This window comes from Paenibacillus sp. FSL R5-0923 (genome assembly GCF_038009145.1).
Classification (GTDB): domain Bacteria; phylum Bacillota; class Bacilli; order Paenibacillales; family Paenibacillaceae; genus Paenibacillus_AQ.
The window spans coordinates 5,573,126-5,594,737 of record NZ_JBBPAT010000001.1 but is presented as its reverse complement, the minus strand read 5'-3'; the positions used below and the strand labels follow the sequence as shown (position 1 = coordinate 5,594,737).

Annotated in this window: 7 protein-coding genes; all 7 read left to right on the top strand. The window is 45.0% G+C overall.

The genetic code is table 11. From position 1 onward, the window contains the following. The first annotated feature begins 112 nt into the window (after positions 1-112). The 7 genes from MKX35_RS25080 to MKX35_RS25050 all read left to right on the top strand — a co-directional run bounded on the left by MKX35_RS25080 (position 113) and on the right by MKX35_RS25050 (position 21,610). A complete protein-coding gene (locus MKX35_RS25080) occupies positions 113-5,269 on the top strand; it encodes an endo-alpha-N-acetylgalactosaminidase family protein (RefSeq protein ID WP_076300802.1) in 5,157 nt (1,718 codons plus the stop codon). A gap of 94 nt (positions 5,270-5,363) precedes the next feature. Then, entirely contained in the window at positions 5,364-9,329 is a 3,966-nt protein-coding gene (locus MKX35_RS25075) for a family 20 glycosylhydrolase (protein WP_076300803.1), read from the top strand. 96 nt (positions 9,330-9,425) lie between these two features. After that, positions 9,426-14,306, top strand: coding sequence for a discoidin domain-containing protein (locus MKX35_RS25070; protein ID WP_143759573.1), 4,881 nt, complete (start codon positions 9,426-9,428; stop codon positions 14,304-14,306). Between the two features lie 49 nt (positions 14,307-14,355). Further along, positions 14,356-15,075: a cohesin domain-containing protein gene (locus MKX35_RS25065; RefSeq protein WP_143759574.1), complete on the top strand. Its 720-nt coding sequence runs from the start codon at positions 14,356-14,358 to the stop codon at positions 15,073-15,075. Positions 15,076-15,129: 54 nt separating this feature from the next. Then, positions 15,130-19,041: a glycosyl hydrolase family 95 catalytic domain-containing protein gene (locus MKX35_RS25060; protein ID WP_076300806.1), complete on the top strand. Its 3,912-nt coding sequence runs from the start codon at positions 15,130-15,132 to the stop codon at positions 19,039-19,041. Between the two features lie 212 nt (positions 19,042-19,253). Further along, positions 19,254-20,627, top strand: coding sequence for an extracellular solute-binding protein (locus tag MKX35_RS25055; RefSeq protein ID WP_076300807.1), 1,374 nt, complete (start codon positions 19,254-19,256; stop codon positions 20,625-20,627). A gap of 86 nt (positions 20,628-20,713) precedes the next feature. Continuing rightward, on the top strand, positions 20,714-21,610 hold the full coding sequence (locus MKX35_RS25050; RefSeq protein WP_042186594.1) for a carbohydrate ABC transporter permease: 897 nt from the start codon (positions 20,714-20,716) through the stop codon (positions 21,608-21,610). Positions 21,611-21,612 lie beyond the last annotated feature (2 nt).

The following is a 21,612-nucleotide window of genomic DNA, read 5'->3' as shown; positions in this document are numbered from 1 at the left end:
ATGGAAGGAGGGCTCATTATGGCCTTGTGATGTCAAAAACATACAATTAAAGGAAATATGTGAATTGATAATGTTCATTCTACTTATATTTAAGTGAAAAGAGGTCGTAGAGATGAGAAAACGTTACAAAGCGGTTAGCTTGCTATTGACGTTGTTGCTAGGGGTACAGCTTGGCTTGCCATCGGCAGCCGTATTCGCGGCTCAAGAATCGGACGTGTATTTCAGAGATTACAATGATGGCAACATCGACGGATGGGCTGCAGCTAAGGGGACCACTACTTTTTCGGCGGATCAAGGTGCTGTTAAGGCGGTGACACAAGGGGTTGTTATTTTAGCAGACCAAGATTCACCTCAGGTTGCCAATGCTGAATATGAGGTGAAGTTAAAATTTAGTCAGCCTGCCACACGATTTGGACTGGTCTACCGATTCGTCGATAGCAATAACTACAATGTTATCCAATATGATGCGGGTTCTTGGGGCTGGGATGCTATGAAAGGAGGGACGGAATCGTATGGAAATATTACGGCTCCTAGTTTTACCTTTGCTGCTGACCAACAGTATACCCTCAAATTGCGCTATGAGAAAGGTAGCGTAGCTTTATCGATCGATGGCAATAACGTGCTTACGACGAGTCTTCCCTCATTATCGACAAGTGCAGGGAAGATTGGACTACGCAGCTGGTTTAATAACAAGACCCTATGGATTGACGATGTGAAGGTAACTCCAATTGTATCCACTGATCCAGTACCGAGGCCGATTACGATTACTGAAACTCTAAGCTCGGACACCATGAAGGTTGAAATCGATAAAGAGTTCCCTCGGGTTAAACAATACACATGGTTAGACAGCGGCGCGGAAATGTATGGACAGTTAAATGGATTTAATGAGATAAAAATCAACGAGAAGTCCTATTTCATAGTCGCTTCTGATTTTAGTAAAAAAGCAGCAGATGCCACTCATGGTGAGTCTGCAGCCTACACGCTTCAGATTCCAGAAATTAAAGTGAATCTCAAAGTTGAAATGGAGGTTCAGGATAACATTCTTCAGTTCAAAGTGGCCAGCATTGAAGAGAATGGTACTGAAAAAGTGAAAACGATCGAATTCCCTGATCATGACCTTGCCTCTGTAATTGGAACCCAGCCTACAGCGCAGGAAACGGCTGTCCGGATAACTGGGGGCTGGAACGTTGTACAGGACGAATTTAACGATCTTAAGACGGGTGTAGCAGACGTGAGTGGGGGGCGTGCATATGCATTCGTTAACTCCGACGTCTTAGCTGCGAGTGTAATCACCAATGTAGTAAATGGCTTTGATAAGGTACGTATTAAGGTAGGCGATGATACAGCACTCCATACGAAGAAAGCAGCGTTATCAGGAGGCTCATGGGTTTATCGTGGAAGTACTGTGCTTGATCCGGAGCCTCTGCCTTGGGCTAAGGTTGTACTGACTCCAGATGCGAATGGAGACAAAGTTGTTGACTGGCAAGATGGAGCTATTGTATATCGTCAGAATATGGATGCTCCAACCGGCAGTGAAATGATAAGGGACAATATCTCTTATATCAGCATGAACATCGGATCTACTACAACTTCTCCGTTCTTGCGTGCTTTTGATAATGCGAAGAAGATCTCTAATCTCACGGATGGCTTTGGACAGCTGATTCTATTCAAAGGATATCAAGCGGAAGGTCATGATGACTCTCACCCAGATTACGGCGGTCATATCGGTATTCGTCAGGGTGGAGAGAAGGATTTTAATTATATTTTGAGTGAAGGAAAGAAATACAATATCCGCGGCGGTGTACACATTAACGCAACAGAATACGCGCTGGATGCTTTCGGCACCAAAATGGAAAATATGAATCAGCCATTAAGTAAAGGTTGGGGCTGGCTGGATCAAACATTCTATGTTAACAAAACCAAAGATGTGGAATCCGGTGAATTAAAAAGACGTCTGGATATGCTGAAAAGCGACACAGGCGACAACCTATCCTTTGTATATGTGGATGTATATGATGGTGCCGATTACAATGCGAAGAAACTCGCAGATTATATCAACGGTAACGGCTGGATGCTCGGTACAGAATTTGCAGGACCTCTGTTTGAGCAGGCCTCTTGGGTTCACTGGGGAACAGATCCGGGGTACCCGAACCAAGGTGATGATAGTAAGGTTACCCGTTTCCTAAGGAATCAATCGCTGGATGGCTTCTTAACAACCCCTTTACTGAAAGGGAATAAGCAGGTAGGCGTGGGTTATTGGCAGAACAGTGCTCCATTCTACAGCTACCAATCAACTAGTGCGGCATTCTTCAATCACAATCTACCAACAAAATATATGCAGCATTTCCCGATCATCAAGATGACCGATAACCGTATCGATTTTGAAAAGAAGGTTGTAGTTGAACGTAAGCAGGACGGTAAGATCCATTTAAGTAAGGATGGTCGTGAAATCGCTATCATGACAGATAGCAGCAACATTAGTGACAGTACGGTCTTTATTCCATGGAGTCCTGAGATAGAAGAAAAAATCTATCACTGGAATCCAGCAGGTGGCCAAACGACTTGGAGTCTTCCAGAATCATGGAGTAACGTAACGACGGCACAGTTGTATAAGCTGACAGATTTAGGACGTGAGCATGTTGGCAGTGTAGAAGTAACTGGAGGTAAAGTCACACTTACCGCGCAGCCGGGGATTGGTTATGCCCTGTATAAGACAACAGCTGCTGAAGAGCCGGAAATGGCATGGGGCGAAGGGAGTTCGGTAAAGGACCCTGGCTTTGACAGCCAAACATTCGGTAGCTGGAAGAAATCTTCCACAGCTGCAAGTGATGATCACATTAAATTTGTGAAGAACAGTAACGCCGATGACCAGCTTCAAGTGAAGGGTCCTGGTGATGCAGTAATTCAGCAGGAGATTACCGGACTTACACCGGGCAAGACGTATTCTGCATCAGTATGGGTGAAAGTAGATGGGAAACGCACCGTGGAAATCGGTGTGAAGCAAGGGGCTGACAAGGTTGTCAATACACTGGATAACACAGAGCATGGCTTTTTAGCCCAGCAGCATAAATATGTGAGCACGAACTTCCAGCGGATTAAGGTTACCTTTGATGCGGTTAGTGAGACCGCCAATCTCTATTTGAATGTAGAAGATGGAAGTTCGACTGTAACCTTTGACGATGTAAGAGTATGGGAGAATCCAACCAAGACTGACGCTGGTAATTCTGTATTGTTCGAGGATTTCGAGAACGTTGATGAGGGCTGGGGTCCCTTCGTTTATTCTAAAATAGGTCCAGTTCGTACGCATTTAGTTGAAAAAGGCGACAATCAGATCATGAATTATGTTCTGGATGGTAATTGGTCGCTTAAAACGAATGAAGATGCAACCGGTGAATGGCTTCGTACATTGCCTCACACGCTCCGAATGAAGGAGGATAACCGTTACCATCTGACGATGGACTACAATTCAGATGAGACGGATATGTACACAGTGGCTATTCGAGTGAAGGAGAATGGGGTAGTTCGTGATCTGGTGAGTGAGAATTTGAAAGAAGGACGCGACACGCTGGATCTATCTTTTACAACCGAAGGGGCGAAAGATGCCTATCTGGCCATTATCAAAAACAAGCTGAACAGTCAGAAGGAGTTAACCGGTACGCTGGTGGTCGATAACATTCGCGTCGATGATGAGGGTGCGATCGTTCCGGAGGAAGGTGTACTTGTTTCGACTATTACACTAACGCCAAATAAGATGGATCTGAACAAAGGACAGTCAAGCACTGTTAGCGCTCAGGTAAAACCAGCAAATGCTCAGGACCGGACACTGCTCTGGACTTCTGACTATCCGGAAATTGTATCGGTGGATCAGGCCGGAAAAGTTACTGCGCTTCAAGCGGGAACAGCCATCATTACTGCTACCGCTAAGGATGGAAGTAAAAAAAGTGCAGCCTCGACGATTAATGTGTATATGCCTAACACGCAAATCCCACAATCGCAAATGACTGCAACGGCCAGTAGCTTCCAGCCTGGAGGTGAAGCAAGTCTAGCACTCGATGGAGATATGTCTACAATCTGGCATACGAAATGGAGCCCGGCACACTTACCGGAATCCATTACTCTGGATCTCGGAGGCAAATATAACATTAATCAATTCAATTATTCACCTAGAGTATCTGGAACCAATGGAACGATTACAAGCTATAACCTGTACACGAGTGTTGACGGAACGAATTTCACAAAAATTGCAGATGGATCATGGCCCCTCGATCAGACCACAAAAATTGTTCGCTTTACAGCTGTAGAAGCAACACATTTGAGACTTGAAGCTATAGAAGGCGTGGGTACCTTCGCATCTGCTGCAGAACTCAATGTGTTCAAGACGGAGGATGAGGCAGAAGCAGTAAAAGTTACAGGCGTCGTTATGGATAGAGAACGGCTAGAGATTAAAGTAGGCAGCACAGGCGAATTGAACGCTGTGATAGAGCCTCTGAATGCTTCGAATAAAAAAGTACTTTGGAGCAGCAGTGATGAAGCTGTAGCAACCGTTGAACAGCAAGAAGGTCATGCTCTAGTTAAGGGATTGAAGGTAGGCGAAACCGTAATTACGGCAACGACAATGGATGGGGGCTTCGCTGCGACCAGCCGTGTCATCGTAACAGAAACAGACGGTGAGTTAAAATCTTCCTCTACTTTGACAGCGCCAAGTCAAGTTCAGCCAGGAGAAGTGTTCAAAGTTCAATATGGACTACGGAATCTGTCTGATAAGATTTTTGCGCAGGACATCGCCCTAGAGTATGCCGCGGATGTTATGGAATTCGTTGAGGCGCGTTCGTTAATTAGTGGGGTAAGCGTTATTGATTCAATCAACAGCACCCCAGGTAAACTTCGCTTTATTGTAGCAAGTGAAGGTGCGACCCATGGAATTAGTAACAGTGCAGACGTCCTCGAATTAACCTTTAAAGCGAAGGAAGTTAACCAAACGGTAAATGGGGCAATCGCCGTTAAGAGTTCAATCATTTCAGATGATCAGGGTAAAGAAATTTCGGCAGCGATCTCTTCCGTAAATGTAGAGATTGGTAAGAAAGGAACGCAAGGCGACATTAACGGTGACGGCAAAATAACGATTGGTGACCTGGCAATGGTTGCAGCGCAGTACGGCAAGACTACAGCAAGCCCAGATTGGGAGAAAGCGAAGAAAGCAGATATTGACGGTGACGGCAAAGTCGGGTTGGAAGATTTGGTTATTGTAGCACGCAAAATTGTAGAGTAATCAAAGTCATAGGCCAGGTACATGTGTGAGTAACTAAACATGATGTACCTGGTTTTTTTCAAAATTGATGATTTGACTAGTAGGAGGATGACAGATGAAAAAATGGGTTTACGTCCTTACAGTTTTTTGTCTAGTACTTTACTCTACTCCACTACCATTTGCAGCAGCAGCTGAAGCAGAGAATGCTAAACCAAAAGTGATACCAAGTTTACAAGAGTGGACTGGGGGAAGTGGTTCTTTCAAGATGACTGACAGTTCCAAAATCGTAATCCCCACGAGTGAATGTTTATGCGAACTACCAGCTACGGCAGAGGTCTTTCAAGAGGATCTTAAAGAATTAACAGGGTACGATTTACCGATTGTTCAAAATAAGCCTGCTTCTAAAGGGGACTTCCTGCTTAGGCTCGATAAGACAGCTGATGAATCGATAGGCAAGGAAGGCTACTACTTTGAAGTAGGAGATTATGTGGAAATATATGCAAACACCGAGACCGGTGTGTTCTATGGAACAAGAACGGCACTACAAATTTTGGAGCAAGATCCTGAGAAGATCAGCATTGTAAAAGGGGTAGCGAAGGATTCTCCTAAGTATGGAGAACGCGGTTTTATGCTTGATGTAGGACGCAAGTTTTTCACGATAGACTTCCTGAAGGATTACGCCAAATTTATGTCCTATTACAAAATGAATGATTTCCAGCTCCATCTGAACGATAACGAGATTTTTAAGGATAACAGCAGGGAGCATTGGAACAAATATACGGCTTTCCGTTTAGAAAGTACCAAGTATCCGGAATTAACGGCAAAGGATGGACACTACACGAAACAGGATATGCGTGAATTGCAGGACATCGCCCAAATACGGGGACTTAACATCACGCCGGAAATTGATACCCCCAGCCATGCTCTTTCATTTACAAAGGTTAGACCAGATCTGGTTAAGGATAATTTGCCTGTCGATCATCTGGATATTACACGTCAGGAAACGGTCGATTTCATCAAGGATGTGTGGGACGAATATTTAGATGGGGAATGGTTTGATTCAGAAACGGTTCATTTTGGAGGCGATGAATTCGCACCTAATGATCGGACTACTTTTGAGAAGTATCGCGAGTTTTTGAACACGATGAACGAGCACTTAAAGAGCAAGGGGAAGAAATCAAGAATGTGGGGCAGCTTGAATGCATTCCCGGGTACCACGGTAGTAGATAAGGATATAGCCGTAAACGCCTGGAATAACGGTTGGCAAGATCCGGTAGCATCGGTGAGAGATGGATTCAAAATTATCAATACGGTGGATTCCACGCTCTACATTGTACCGAAAGCTGGATATTACCATGATTATCTGGATTCTCAGTGGTTGTTTAATAACTGGGACCCAACGAACTTTGGTGGAAATACGAAGCTGCAGGAAGGTGAGCCGAACCTGCTCGGTGCGATGTTTGGGGCTTGGAACGATATGATGGGCAAGAAAGTAAGTGAGGCGGACGTCCACGATCGTGTGAAGAAAGCGATGCCTGTCCTTGCAGAAAAGATGTGGAGAGGCCAGTCCACGGACAGCACATTCACCGAGTTCCAGCAGTTGTCAGCGAAGCTAGGCGAAGGTCCTGGAACGAATTTATTACATGAAGTGAATACGGCCACTGATCTTGTTGTTCATTATCCATTTGAAGAAGGCGCGCAGACGGTCTCTGATCAGTCCGGAAATTCCTATGATGCTACATTAGGAGCTGGCGTTACTCGCGTGGATGATGGAAAAACAGGAAAAGGCGTACGGTTTGCAGGGACTTCAGATCATATTCAAACACCGCTTCAAATAAAGGGCTTCCCTTGGACGGTGTCCACGTGGGTTAAGCTTGATGATCAACATGAAGCGGATGAAAAAATACTGATGGAATCCGAATATGGTGCAATAAAGCTGAAGCAGAAAGGGACACCAAATGCCGGATTCACCCGAGAGGGCTATGATTACAGCTTTAATGCAGCGATTCCAGTTGGGCGCTGGGTACATGTTGCCTTCAGAGGAGATCTAAATGGAACTTCTCTGTATATTGATGGAGATCTAAAAGGCTCTGTTGCTGTAACGACAATGCTACCTGCGGCTATAATCGGCAGTTCATCCAAAGCATTCACTGGACTACTGGATGAATTCAAGATTTTTAATCGGGTACTATCAGGAAAAGAAATTGCGGAGGAAGCAGGATCACCCGCTTGGACCATCAATTTAGCTGCTCACAAAACAGCAGTAGCTTCTTCCGTCGAAGTACCTCAATTTCCGGCTAGTCTTGTAGTGGATGAGGTTGATACGGGTGTTTCTCGCTGGTCCTCCAAATATACCGACAACGAGTGGATCTATGTTGATTTAGGCCAAAGTACTGACATTAGCAAGGTTATTTTCAAATGGGAAAGTGCTTATGCCAAAGGCTATAAAGTTCAAGTATCCGATAATGCGGAGAACTGGCGGGACGTTTACATGACTAACGCTGGCGTTGGCGGAGTAGAGATTGTCAAATTCCCAACTGAACAAGCGAGATATGTCCGAATGTTAGGTACGAAGCGAGTGGGAACCTATGGTTACTCCATGTATGAATTTGAAGTCTACGCTCCTAACCCAGATGATCCTGTAGAAGTTCCAGCGCCTGTGAGATATTCAGCGAGCTTTGAGAATAACTCGCTCGAAGGCTGGGAGCATGTCATCGGTAAAGGTGTCGGACGTATGGAGCTTGTAGAAGCACCTGATCAAGCGGGCGAGCATGCCGTTAAGTTCACCTCCAACAGTGTAAATAATCTGTTTATCGATCAGCAATCTCCGAGTATTGGAGATGGTGAGATCGAGTTTAAGATTACGCCGCAGAGTGATGTTATACGAACGGGTGTTATTTTGCGCTATGTCAATAATGATGCTTGGGCTTCTATAGGCTTTGATCAAGGTGCTTGGTACTGGGTGAACGCTCAGGATTCCTATGGTTTATTGACCAATGCTCAGGCCGCCAAATTGAAAAAAGGCACAACATCGACCGTAAAAGTGAAGTTTGAAGGGAAACATGTAGCGCTGATTATCAATGGAACGACTTATTTTGATGATGCTATTGCACAGATCCCAACAGACGCTGGGAAAATGGGGGCTAGAGTATTCGGTCCTTCAGTTACCGTGTTTGATAATTTTATGTACAGCAATAACGTTCCTGAAGTTCCGGTAACCGGTATCAAGCTGGATAAAGCTGAGATTTCGATGAAGGTCGGAGAAACACAAACGCTAAGTGCCTCCCTTCAACCGGGGAATGCAACGAATAAACAGGTGACCTGGAATAGCAGCGATGAAGCTATTGCGACTGTTCAAGTTCAAGGCGGGAAAGCTGTCGTGACTGCGTTAAAGGCAGGAACCGCTGATATTACTGCAACAACCGTATCCGGAGGACATAAAGCAGTGAGTAAGATTACAGTGGCTAGGGAGGTTCCAGGTGAAGTGGCAACAAGTTTAGCTGCTCCGAAAAGCGTTCCTTATGGTCAGAATTTCGACATAACGATAGGTCTCCACAATGTTACAAAGGCGGTGTACGCCCAAGATATCACGATTGAATTCGACGCTTCACTAATGGATTATGTATCCGCTAATGCGTTGGTGGACGGCGTGAGTATCCTTGAGACGAAGAATACAGAAGGCACTGTACGTCTGATTCTGGCTAGCCAAGGTTCAGGGAGTGCGATTAAAGGGGATGTTGATGTAGCTAAGATTACCTTTAAGGCTAAGGATCTGACAGAGCCCCAAACCGGACGTATTACTGTAAAGCGTGCAACGCTTGGGGATAGCGAAGGACAGGAAACAAGCGCAGCTACTTCCTCGGCTCAGGTGGAGTTTACAACAACAGTGCCAGAACCTTCTAAGGATTTGAATGGTGATGGCAAAGTCAGCATCGGCGATCTGGCTATTGTCGCAGCTAACTACGGAAAGAGTTCTGCAGACCCAGATTGGGATAAGGCGAAACGGGCAGACATCAATAGTGACGGCAAGGTCGATCTGACGGACCTGGTGCTTATAGCTAAAGACATTGTGATTGAATAACAATAGCAGCTTGAATCCAAGCGGCAAGACAAGGAATTCAAACTACAGTGGAGGCTGTATCCTGTCTTGCCGCTTCATTTGAATGGAGGGAATGGATTGAGATCAATTTATAATCGCTTTGGTATGTGGATGCTGGCATTGATGATCCTTATGGTTACAGGGCTCATGATTCGCCCGGAAACCGCCCATGGTGCTTCCGTTGGTAACATTTCTGACTTCGTAAAGAAAGATAATAACACGTTTGAGATTACGTCAGGCTCTGACAAGATAAAAGTGATTTTTCAGCGGGAGGATATGTTCCGGATTTGGCTTGGTGTGAACGGGCAATTCAAGGAATTGACAGGAAAAAGCGCGGAAAAGCCGATCGAGCCAATCGTCATCAAGGATGATTTCGGACCTGTTAATGTAAAGTGGTCTGATGAAGGTACGTATTACAAGATGGAAACAGGAAAATTCGTGCTGAGAGCCTACAAAAATCCGTTGAAGTTCGCCATGTACAAAAGTGACAACCAAACGGTGGTGTGGGAAGAATCTGCTAGCTTGAACTATAACGGACAGTCAGCCTCACAACAGCTTATCCGGGGTGAGGATGAATATTTCTACGGCGGCGGTATGCAGAATGGATTCTTCAATCATCGTGATCGCAAAATTACTATCGCTAACAACTATGGGGATTGGGGAAGCGGCACGGTTTCGAATCCTGCACCATTCTACTTGAGTACTGCAGGATACGGAGTGCTTCGTAACACTTTTCAAAGCGGTACTTATGATTTTGATTCGACCGTCAAGCTGACGCATAACGAAAATCGGTTTGATGCTTATTATTTCTACGGTGAGACAATGAAAGATATTTTGAACGCTTATACAGATCTTACAGGTAAACCATCCTTGATTCCTCGTTGGGGTATGGGACTTGGTGATGCGGATTGTTACAACAGAGATCCAGAAAAGACCTCCGATGTCGTTAACCTTATTGCTAAAAAATATCGGGAAAATGATATGCCTGGAGCCTGGATTTTACCGAATGACGGATATGGTTGCGGTTATACGGATCTAGGCAACACCGTTGACGAACTACACAAGGAAGGTTTCTATACCGGACTATGGACTCAAAATGGTGTTGATAAAATCGCGCAAGAAGTTGGAGTAGAGGGTACAAGGCTCGCTAAACTCGACGTTGCCTGGGTGGGACCTGGATACGATTTCGCCCTGGGCGCCAGCAAACAGGCGTTTACAGGAATTGAAGATAACTCTGATGACAGAGGTTATGTCTGGTCCGTTGGTGGCTGGGCAGGTACCCAGCGATATTCTACCGTATGGTCCGGAGATCAGTCGGGCAACTGGGAATACATTCGATTCCATATCCCGTCGATGATCGGAGCAGGGCTATCTGGGATGCCTTACTCAACCGGAGATATTGATGGGATCTTCGGAGGAAGCGCTAAAACCTACGTTCGAGACTTACAGTGGAAGATCTTCACTCCAATCCTGATGAACATGTCTGGTTGGGCAGCCAAAGATAAGCAGCCTTGGGTATGGGGAGAACCTTATACGAGCTATAACAGGGATGCATTGAAGCTAAGACAGCAATTGACACCATACTTGTATACCTATCTCAATGAGTCTTACGAGTCCGGGGCTCCGATCATGCGGGGAATGATCTATTCTTATCCGAATGATCCGAACTCCAAAGGAACTTTAACACAGTATCAATTCATGTCCGGGGAATCGTTCCTGGTTGCGCCAGTATATACCGACACGACTATGCGAAACGGAATATATCTTCCAAAAGGAAAATGGATCGATTACTGGACAGGAGAAGAACATTACGGTTCAAAAATGTTAGACGAATACAATGCTCCACTGGATCGCTTGCCGCTTCTAGTAAAGGGCGGGGCTATCATCCCGATGTATCCTGAATCGTTATACGACGGTCAGGTTCCTCCTGATCCAATTACTTATGATATTTATCCTTATAAATCGTCAAGCTTTACGATGTATGAAGATGATGGTACATCGAAGGAGCATCGTACAGGCAAATTTGCCAAAACATTAATAACCTCCATCGCTCCTGAGCAAGGGAGTGGAGACTTGATTATCAAGGTTGGAGCAAGCGTAGGTGACTATAAAGGCAAATTGGAGTCACGTAAGAATCAGTTTACAATCCATATGCCAGATCACCCGGAGGCTGTTTCTGTAGATGGAACATCCTATCCTGAATTGCAGTCCAAAGCAGCATGGGATGGCGCAACAAGTGGCTGGTACTATGCTAAGCAAGATAAAGGCGGCATCCTGTACATTAAAACACCATCCATATCCACTGATAAGGAATTTGTTGTGAAAGTCGCAGGCTTTACAGCAGATACGACTCCACTAGTAGATGCTGTCAAAATTGAGCTGCCTCAGGTGGACACAGACCCAAGTCGTATTCCGCAGGAAGATATGATTGCAACTGCAACGAATGCGGCTTCGGATACGCCGGCAGCTAATGTGCTGGATGGCAGCTATGAATCGATATGGCTTTCTTCAGCAAATGCTGGAAGTAAGCAGAGCATCACTTTAGACCTGGGGATTAAACAGTATGTGAATAAAATGAAATACTTGCCAAGACAGTACGGTGGCAAAGACGGCACAATTACAGGTTACAAGCTGTATACGAGTATGGATGGAACCAACTATACGCTCGTAAGCAGTGGACAATGGAATGATGACAAACTAGAGAAGACGGTGAATTTTGATACAGTAGAAGCTGTTTTTGTGAAACTTGAAGCGACAGAAGCTGTTGGGGGTGTCGTATCTGCTGCAGAGATCAATCTGTATCGTGATCTATCACAGCCTTCACCGACAGCGATACCTAAAAATGAGATGACAGCCTCAGCGAAAAGCTTCCAGCCTGGTGCGGAAGCAGCTAAAGCGATTGATGGGGACCGGAATTCCGCATGGCATACGAAATGGGATGGATCCGATAAGCTCCCGCAATCCATCATTCTCGATTTAGGTAAGGTTCGCAATGTTAGCCAATTCCGGTATGCACCACGTCTGGATGCTGGGAACGGAACCATTACCTCATACAACCTTTACGTCAGCACGGATGGAGATTTATATACGAAGGTATCCAGTGGTACATGGCTCAGAAACAACTTGAAAAAATACATTCTTTTCGATAGTGTTTCCGCCCGTTATGTGAAGCTTGAAGCAGCTGTTGCACTTGGCGGGTTCGCTTCGGCTTCGGAGGTCGATGTCTATGAGGCGCCGAAGGCAGCTCCTGAAGTTCGATTGATTTCAGAAGGTAAACCTGCTACAGCGGACAGTGAGGATCAAGCGCATCCGGCTGGCCTCGCTAATGATGGGAATGTGGACACATTCTGGTCAGCAGCGGATAAGAACAATAGCCATAGCTGGACGGTTGATCTCGGTATGATGCATTCCATTAAATCCTCCGAAGTTTCTTTTGAACATAGTAACAAGGCTTATCAGTACAAAATTGAAGTTCGGGAAACCGCGAACTCCAATTGGAATACAGTAACGAATCGAACGAATAATCAGGAAACTGGCACCATTCAGGATACATTTGGAAGCCAGGGTAGATTCGCTAGAATTACGATCACCGGACTGCCTGATGCTCAATCAAAGGCTGCTATTCGTGAATTCAAGCTGTTCGGCATCCCGCTGGAAGACGGACAGAAGGTTACTGGCATAAAGCTTGACCGTGAGACACTCTCACTTAAGGCGTTGGACGCACCGGTTCAATTGAAAGCGAGCATTGAGCCTGAGAATGCCGGTAATAAGACAGTTAAGTGGGTAAGCAGCGATCCTGGTGTTGCCAGCGTAGACAGTAAGGGAATGGTCACGCCAAAAGGGCAGGGTACGACATCGATTACCGCGACGACGGAAGAAGGCGGATTTACAGCAACAAGTGTGGTGACGGTTACTGGACAGAGCAACCTAACCGAAATTCCGCAAAGTCAAATGAGTGCAGAAGCTACGAGCTATGAAGCAGGCGAAAACGATCCGAATTTGGCATTGGACGGCGATCCGGATACACATTGGCATACGAAGTGGTTTAACGTTGATCCACTTCCGCAATCAATAATGGTGAATCTGGGCGGAAAGTATACCATCAGCAAGCTAGGATACTTACCTCGGCCGGATGAAGGCAATGGCACAATTACTGCTTACAACGTGTACACAAGCACCGATGGTGTGAATTACACGCTCATGACAAGCGGGAACTGGCTGCGAAGCAAACAGCTCAAGGAAGTGAATTTCGCTCCGGTGGAAGCGACTCACATTAAGCTGGAAGCTGTAAAAGGCGTGGGTGAATTCGCATCCGCAGCCGAGATAACAGTGTATCAAGTGCAGCAGGAAACGGCTCAAGTGCAAGCCGTATTGAGTGCTGATGCATCCGTTACTTCCGGCAAGCCTTTTGTTGTCCGGTATGATGTGAACAATATCTCCGGGAAGGTATTTGCACAGGACATCACCATTCAGTACGATGCTGACCGCATGGATTATGTGTCCGCTAAATCACTGATCCAAGGTGTTGCGATTGTTGAAGAGACAATTAAAACACCTGGAAAGCTTCGTTTGATTATGGCGAGTGAAGGTGCGGAATACGGATTAAGCGGAAATCAACAAATTGCCGAGCTGACATTCCAGGCAAAAGAAGTATCTGAGACGGTTACCGTTAATATCAGCGTGTTAGAGGTACTGCTTGGTGATGAAGACGGAGCAGAGACCGCAACTGCACCAGCTACAATCTCTGTAAAAGTGAAACCAGAACAAACAGGAATATCAGGCGATCTTAACGGCGACGGAAAAGTCAGCATTGGTGACCTGGGTATCGTTGCTGCACACTACGGCAAAGATTCATCAAGTCCTGATTGGCAGCAAGCGAAGCGTGCGGATATGAATGGTGACGGTAAGATCGATATTACAGATCTTGCTCAATTAGCGAAACAAATCGTAACTCAATAACACACGCTAACATCCTGAACAAAATTTAAAAGATGAAGGTGAGAAGAATTTGAACAATAGTCGATGGTACAAAAAGGCGGTAATGATGACCATTATCGCCGTGGTTTTAAGCTGTGTATCTTTTACGAATCCTGTAGTGAACGCAGATGCATCTGATCCTATGCCTTCAGCTACTTTAGTAGGGAGTAAGAAGGTTGTTATGCCGGGGGAGTCTTTTACCGTGAAGTATGGGATCACCAGTGTCTCCAGTGATGTGTATGCACAGGACATTACCTTTGAATTTGATCCGGCTGTCATGGAATACCTTCCAGATTCAATTCGCTCTTTGCAGGAAGGCGTAATTATTATCAATGAACCATCTACAAGTACTCCCGGTAAGCTAAGGGTTCTCTTGGCAAGTTTGGGTAGTCAGTATCCGATTACTAGCGATGCTGAAATTGTTGAACTTGGTTTCAAAGCAGCAGATGTAATACAAGACACAGAGGGAGTTATCCGGCTTACTCAAGCGATAATAAGTGACAGTCAAGGGGAAGAATCCGTGCTCCAACCGACATCCTTAACCATTCAGATCACAGTAAATACGGAATTACCTGGAGATTTAAACGGCGATGGCAAAGTGAGTATCGGCGATTTAGGAATCATGGCTGCCCATTACGGTAAGGATTCCTCCAGTCCAGATTGGAGTAAGATTAATCACGCAGATCTGAACAAGGACGGCAAAATAGATATTGCTGATCTTGCTGCACTTGCGAAAAAGATTGTGGAGTAGTAGGTTGCCTCATTTTTACAATCAGTGGTTGTTATTATGAGAGGGGATCAACGCATGCCAATCGGTAAAAGTAGATTAGTCAGAAAGACTGCAATTCTACTATCTGTATGGATCGCTTGCTCGCAGCTACTTATCAGCATACTTCCGTCTAATGGTGTTTTAGGTCCAAAAGTGTATGCAGATGTTCAGTCGGCAGCTGAAACTGCGCCTGCGACAGATCAGGATTTGTCATTATGGTATCAAGCACCGGCCACGAACTGGGAGACGCAGGCGCTCCCTATCGGAAATGGTTATATGGGTGGCATGGTATTTGGTGGTGTTGAGCAGGAGCGAATTCAATTTAATGAAAAGACACTGTGGAGCGGTGGGCCTGGAGCAGATTCAAATTATCAATATGGTATTAAAGACGGTGCTCAGCAACATGTTGAGACCATAAGACAGCTTCTAAAAGAAGGGAAAATTAATGAAGCTAAGGCTCTTGTAGGGAAGATTACTGGTGTTATGGGTGCTGGTGATAGTTCTTTCGGAGCGTATCAAGCATTTGGTGACGTGTTCTTAGATTTTAACCGTCAGTCAGCGTATACGGTAACAGCGAGCTCGGATAATCCACAATACGGCGAGCCTATTTCCAATTTAACCGATGGTTCGGTAAATACGAAATGGTATTCAGGTGATGGAGCACCACCTTTTTGGGTGCAGTGGGCATATGAAGAGGCTAAGGTAATTACCGGCTATTCGTTCACTTCAGGGAATGATGTGCCTGATCGGGATCCGAAGAGCTGGACGCTGAAAGGCTCGAATGACGGGCAGCAGTGGACCCCGCTAGATAACAGATCCAATGAAGAGTTTGCAAGCCGCAAACAGAAGAAAGCATATACTTTTTCCAATGCTACAGCTTATAAATTCTATAAATTCGATCTTGTAAGCAAGGGCGGAACGAAAATTCAATTGTCCGAGATGGAGATGACAAGCGCATCGGGGAACAGCGGTGCTCAGACGTACTCTGATTATCGGCGTGAATTGAATCTTAATGATGCCATGGCAAGAGTGTCCTATACTTCGGGCAATGTAAAATACAAGCGTGAGTATTTCATCAGTTATCCGGATAAGGTCATGGTGATGAGACTGACAACGGATGAGCATCAGCCGATGACCTTCGATGTTCGCCTTACTGGTGCTCAGCCGTCCAATACGGTGAAGGGTGAAGGAAATAAACTAACGCTAAGTGGAAAGGTACCCAGTAATAAGATGGCATACGAAGCGCAGCTTCAAATACAGCATGAAGGAGGAACTGTAACAGCGAAGGATGGGAAACTTACCGTAAACGGTGCGAGTGTTGTCACGATCCTGATGACCGCTGCAACAGATTATGCCAATAATTATCCTACGTATAAGAGTGACAAGACGCCAAAAAAAATTGTAGAAGCGAACCTAAACGCAGCATCCGCTAAATCATTCAATCAGTTGCGTGCATCCCATTTGACAGATTATAAGGAACTGTTCGATAGAGTCTCACTTGATCTTGGTGGGGTTGCTACAAATCTTCCTACGAATGAGCTTTTGAATGGTTATAAAACGAATGCTAGTGACGGAGAGAAAAGAAGCTTGGAGGCATTATTTTTTCAATATGGCCGTTATTTGCTTATCGCATCCTCCAGGGAAGGCTCACTGCCTGCTAACCTACAAGGGGTATGGAATCAAGTAAATAATCCACCATGGAACAGTGACTATCATACGAATATCAATGTACAGATGAATTATTGGCCTTCCGAGGTTGTTAACTTAGCGGAAACCGATATTCCGTACATTGATTATATTGATTCCCTGCGCGAGCCGGGTAGGGAAACAGCCCAAAGACATCATGGAATTGAAGGGGAAGGCTGGGCGATTCATACCGTCAACAACCCATTTGGTTATACTGCGCCAGGCTCTGATTTTTATTGGGGCTGGTCACCGGCTGCCAACGCCTTCATGGTGCAGCAGGTGTGGGATCGCTATGCTTTTAGTGGAGATAAAGATCTTTTAAGAGGCCAAGTGTATGACATTATCAAGGAAACAACACAATTCTGGGTTAAATACCTGGTCGAAGATTCAGACGGAAGTCTAGTATCATCTCCTTCCTACTCTCCAGAGCAAGGGGATATATCCATCGGTGTGTCTTATGATCAGGAATTAGTCTGGGAGTTGTTCACACAGTTCATCAAGGCTAGTGAAATCTTGGGTGTCGATGAACAGCTGCGTAACGAGGTCATGGAGAAACGAAGCAAGCTATGGATGCCGCAGGTCGGAAGCTGGGGGCAGGTGCAGGAGTGGAAGAATGATATCGATAGTCCAACAGATCAGCACCGCCATATCTCGCATCTGATCGGCTTGTATCCAGGTACGCTTATTAATGAAGTGAATAATCCGGAGTTATTTGCAGCAGCAAGAGTCACCTTGAATTCTCGTGGCGATGGTGGAACGGGGTGGAGTAAAGCGAATAAGATCAATTTATGGGCACGTCTGCTTGATGGTAACCGTGCACATAAACTGTTAGGTGAGCAGCTTAGAGGCAGCACGCTCGACAATTTGTTCGATACACATCCACCGTTCCAAATTGACGGTAACTTCGGAGCAACTTCAGGAATCGCAGAAATGCTTCTACAAAGCCAAACTGGAAGTATCGATTTATTAGCTGCTTTACCAGATGCATGGGCTACCGGAAACGTTAAAGGACTTGTGGCAAGAGGCGGATTTGAAGTGGATATGCGCTGGGAAGGTACGATCTTGAAAGAAGCCTTGCTTACTTCTAAGCAGGGTAATAAGGCTTCTGTTAAATACCCTGGATTTGTCCAATCCAATAAATTCAAGGTCGTTCGCGCAGGAAGCGGGGAATCCATCAACTTCACGGTGAATGGGAACTTGATTGAATTCCAAACAGTGAAAGGACAGCAATATAAGATTGTATCCAGTGTAAAGCCACCAGTGCTTCCAATAAAAGTAGATGATAAAGATCCGTCGATTGTATATACCGGAACGTGGAGTCCTTACAGTGACGCAGGCGATTACAAGGGCACAGAAAGCTATAGTAATCAGCAAGGGGCTTCAGCGTCGTTCACGTTTACAGGAACATCGATTAAATTTATCAGCGCTTTGCAGGCAAACCACGGACATTTCGATGTGTATCTCGATGGAGGGCTAGTCGCTGAGGGTGTTGATGGATATGGTTCATCGACGATGAAGCAGCAGGTATTATTCCAACAATCCGATCTCTCCAAAGGGGAACATACAATTAAGATTGTCGTGAAAGGGGCGAAGAACAACGCCTCTTCGAATACCATTGCGATGATTGATGCTTTCGAATATGTTCCTGTTGAACGGAATGAACCTACTGCGATAACTTTAAGTGGACCTAAGTCGATAAATCAAGGTCTGACCTTTACAGTTGACATGGGCGTTAGCAATGTCACGGATGCGACCTATGCGCAAGACATTCGATTGAAGTACGACGAGAATCTTCTAGAGTACATCTCGGGCGAATCGATGAACGATGGGATACAGGTGTTAGAATCAAAGAATGATCCAATCGGAACCATTCGCCTAATCACGGCTAGTACGGGAACTGGTCTAACCGGTGATGCCAAGGTGCTTGAACTAAGCTTCAAAGCAAAGCCAGTGACGAAGTCTGAGTTAGCGAGCATAAAGGTAAGCAGTGCTGTATTTGGTGACGCGAATGGACTGGAGACAGAAGCCGATCTTTCAAATATCGAAGTCGAGATTAAGGCAGATGAGCAGCCGCCGATAAAATCCGGAGACTTAAATGAGGATGGTAAAGTGAGCATCGGTGACTTGGCGATTGCAGCTTCGCACTATGGTAAAGATCAGAACAGTGTAGATTGGCAGACGGCTAAGCGTGCAGATCTTAATAATGACGGAAAGATCGACATTATGGATTTAGCAGCAATTGCTCAAAAAATATTGAATTGAGAGAAGGACACCTGAGTTTTTACTCAGGTGTCCTTCTTTTGTAAACAAAAAAAGGTTCTATAGGACAAAAAGTATCAACTCCACATCAAAAGAGATCATGTGGTTACGTTTTTATAGCCTATATAATGGAAAAGTGTTAATGGAATTACAGTCAGAATTGTAAAATCAAGTGCTTAGAGAAGTCGAGCAAGTTTATTCGAGGGGGATAGCCAATGAAAAGCAAGGGTAAAAAGAAAGCGGCATTAAGTCTAGTTATGATGTCCATTGTATTGTCTCTGGCAGGATGTGGCGGGGGGACAAATGGGGCTGAAGCTCCAGCTCCCGAGAAAACAACAGCTGCGACGCAGACTGAGCCAGCGAAGACAGACGAGCCCAAGCCTGAAGAGCCGAAAGTAACGGGAGACCTCGAAATCCAATACTTTGTCGGTGGTTATGGAGACGGTTGGTGGAAAGAAGTCATTGGTGAATTCAAGAAGAAGTACCCAGATGTCAACATTAAGGAATCCGCAGGTTCACAAATCAACGAGCAAATGAAGCCCCGCTGGATCCAAGGTAATCCACCAGATGTTGTATACATCGATGGAGCAGGCTCGAACGAAACGCAAATGGTGCTCGACGACCAATTGATGGATATTACAGATTGGGTTAAAGCTGCGAGCAATGTGGACGGCGAGCCGCTTACGAGCAACTTGATCGCACCTCCACAAGACTACAGTGGCAAAAACTATACGATTCCACTCGTATTCGGATCATGGGGAACCTTCTATGATGAAACCCTGTTTACTGAAAAGGGATGGGATGTTCCGAAAGATTGGGATAGCTTCCTCGCCACAAGTGAAAAAATCAAAGCGGATGGCGTATATCCTTACATTCATACCGGTAAATACCCATACTACATCGTGGGAGGTCTCTTAAATACAGGTTTTGTATCTGAGAATGGGGACAATCCGCAGATCTTAAAGGATCAAGAAGCTGCTAAAGAAGGTTCTTTCAAAAATGATGCTGTAGCGAATACCTTGAAAAAGATCGTTGATATGAGGGACAAAGGGTATTTCGATAACGCATCGTTCGGTATGAGTCATACAGACTCCCAAATGCTCTTCTTACAGCATAAAGATGCAATGATTCCTAATGGCTTGTGGCTCGAAAATGAAATGAAAAAAGATGTTCCAGAAGGCTTCAAATTTGGATTCATTCCTTCCGTTATGCAAAAGCCAGGCGGTAAATTTGTGGCTATTCCTTACACTAGTAACATTGCAATTGCAAAGAAGGCTAAAAATCCAGATGCAGCAAAAGCATTTATTGAATTTATCTTTACGAAACAAGCCGCAGTTCGTTGGGCTGAGCTGACTGGCGCTTTGATGAACGTCAAGGCAGATCTGGAATCTTCAGGCGCAAGTGATGTTGTTAAAACGGCAATGAAATATTTCAACGGTAGTGACACGATCGTTGCTCCTGTATTTAAATTGGCCGCGGACATTGAGCAGGCTGAGAATGATGCAACCATTGCATTGCTGCAAGGTTCCATTACACCAGAAGAATGGATGGACCGTATGGAGAAGGCGGCAGCCAAAATCCGGAAGTAAGTTCATGACTCTTCTTTCTAAACAATCAGAGGACATACGTGCCTCTGATTGTTCTTTCAAATTTAAGGGGAGGATGGCTTACGCCCATGAAGAACAATAAATTGTGGAAACGTAATTTGTTTATTGCGAGTTTCTTGCTGCCTACGTTTGCTATCTTTTGTTTATTCACTATTTATCCGTTGTTTCGAGGCTTGTACTTAAGCTTCTTCGATTGGTCAGGCGGTTCCGAATCGATGAATTTTATCGGTATTGATAATTATAGACAATTATTCTCGGATGAGATCATACCAAAAGCCATTTCGAATGATTATTTCTTGATTTTTTGGAAGGTCATCTTAATCATGTTATTTGCAACGTTTTTCGCAGTATCATTGACCCGTTTGAAATTGAAAGAATACGGTTTTTACCGAGTGGTGTTTTTCTTTCCGAATATCATTTCCGTAGCCGTTATCGGTGTATTGTGGAGTTTTATATACAATCCCCGTCTTGGATTCCTGAATGCATTCATCTCGTTATTTACAGGAAAACCAGTGGAAACGAACTGGTTAGGTGATTCAAACCTCGCAATGTGGTCACTTCTTCCTCCTAGTGTATGGGCTGGTATCGGATTCTATATGCTGCTCATTATCGCTTCTATTCTAGGTATTCCTTCCTCGCTATATGAAGCAGCCAGTATTGACGGTGCGGGGCAATGGCAACAGTTTACTCGAATTACTTTACCCCTGATTTGGGAGCAATTCAAAACCTCTATCATTCACATCGTAATCACAACACTGAACGGCTCCTTTATTATCGTTAAGCTGATGACGGATGGTGGCCCGGATAATCAGACACAAGTGCTCGGTTATTATTTGTATCAGATGGGCTTCAAACAGTTCCATTTAAGCTACGGGGCAACCATCGGGGTGCTGATCTTACTGTTATCTTTAATCACTACTCTAATTTTGCAGCGCATTCTTCACCGAGAGTCCATTGAAATGTAAGG

Coding starts and splice junctions, on each gene's coding strand:
- MKX35_RS25080 (WP_076300802.1), top strand. CDS start 113: ATGAGAAAACGTTACAAAGCGGTTAGCTTGCTATTGACGTTGTTGCTA.
- MKX35_RS25075 (WP_076300803.1), top strand. CDS start 5,364: ATGAAAAAATGGGTTTACGTCCTTACAGTTTTTTGTCTAGTACTTTAC.
- MKX35_RS25060 (WP_076300806.1), top strand. CDS start 15,130: ATGCCAATCGGTAAAAGTAGATTAGTCAGAAAGACTGCAATTCTACTA.
- MKX35_RS25055 (WP_076300807.1), top strand. CDS start 19,254: ATGAAAAGCAAGGGTAAAAAGAAAGCGGCATTAAGTCTAGTTATGATG.
- MKX35_RS25050 (WP_042186594.1), top strand. CDS start 20,714: ATGAAGAACAATAAATTGTGGAAACGTAATTTGTTTATTGCGAGTTTC.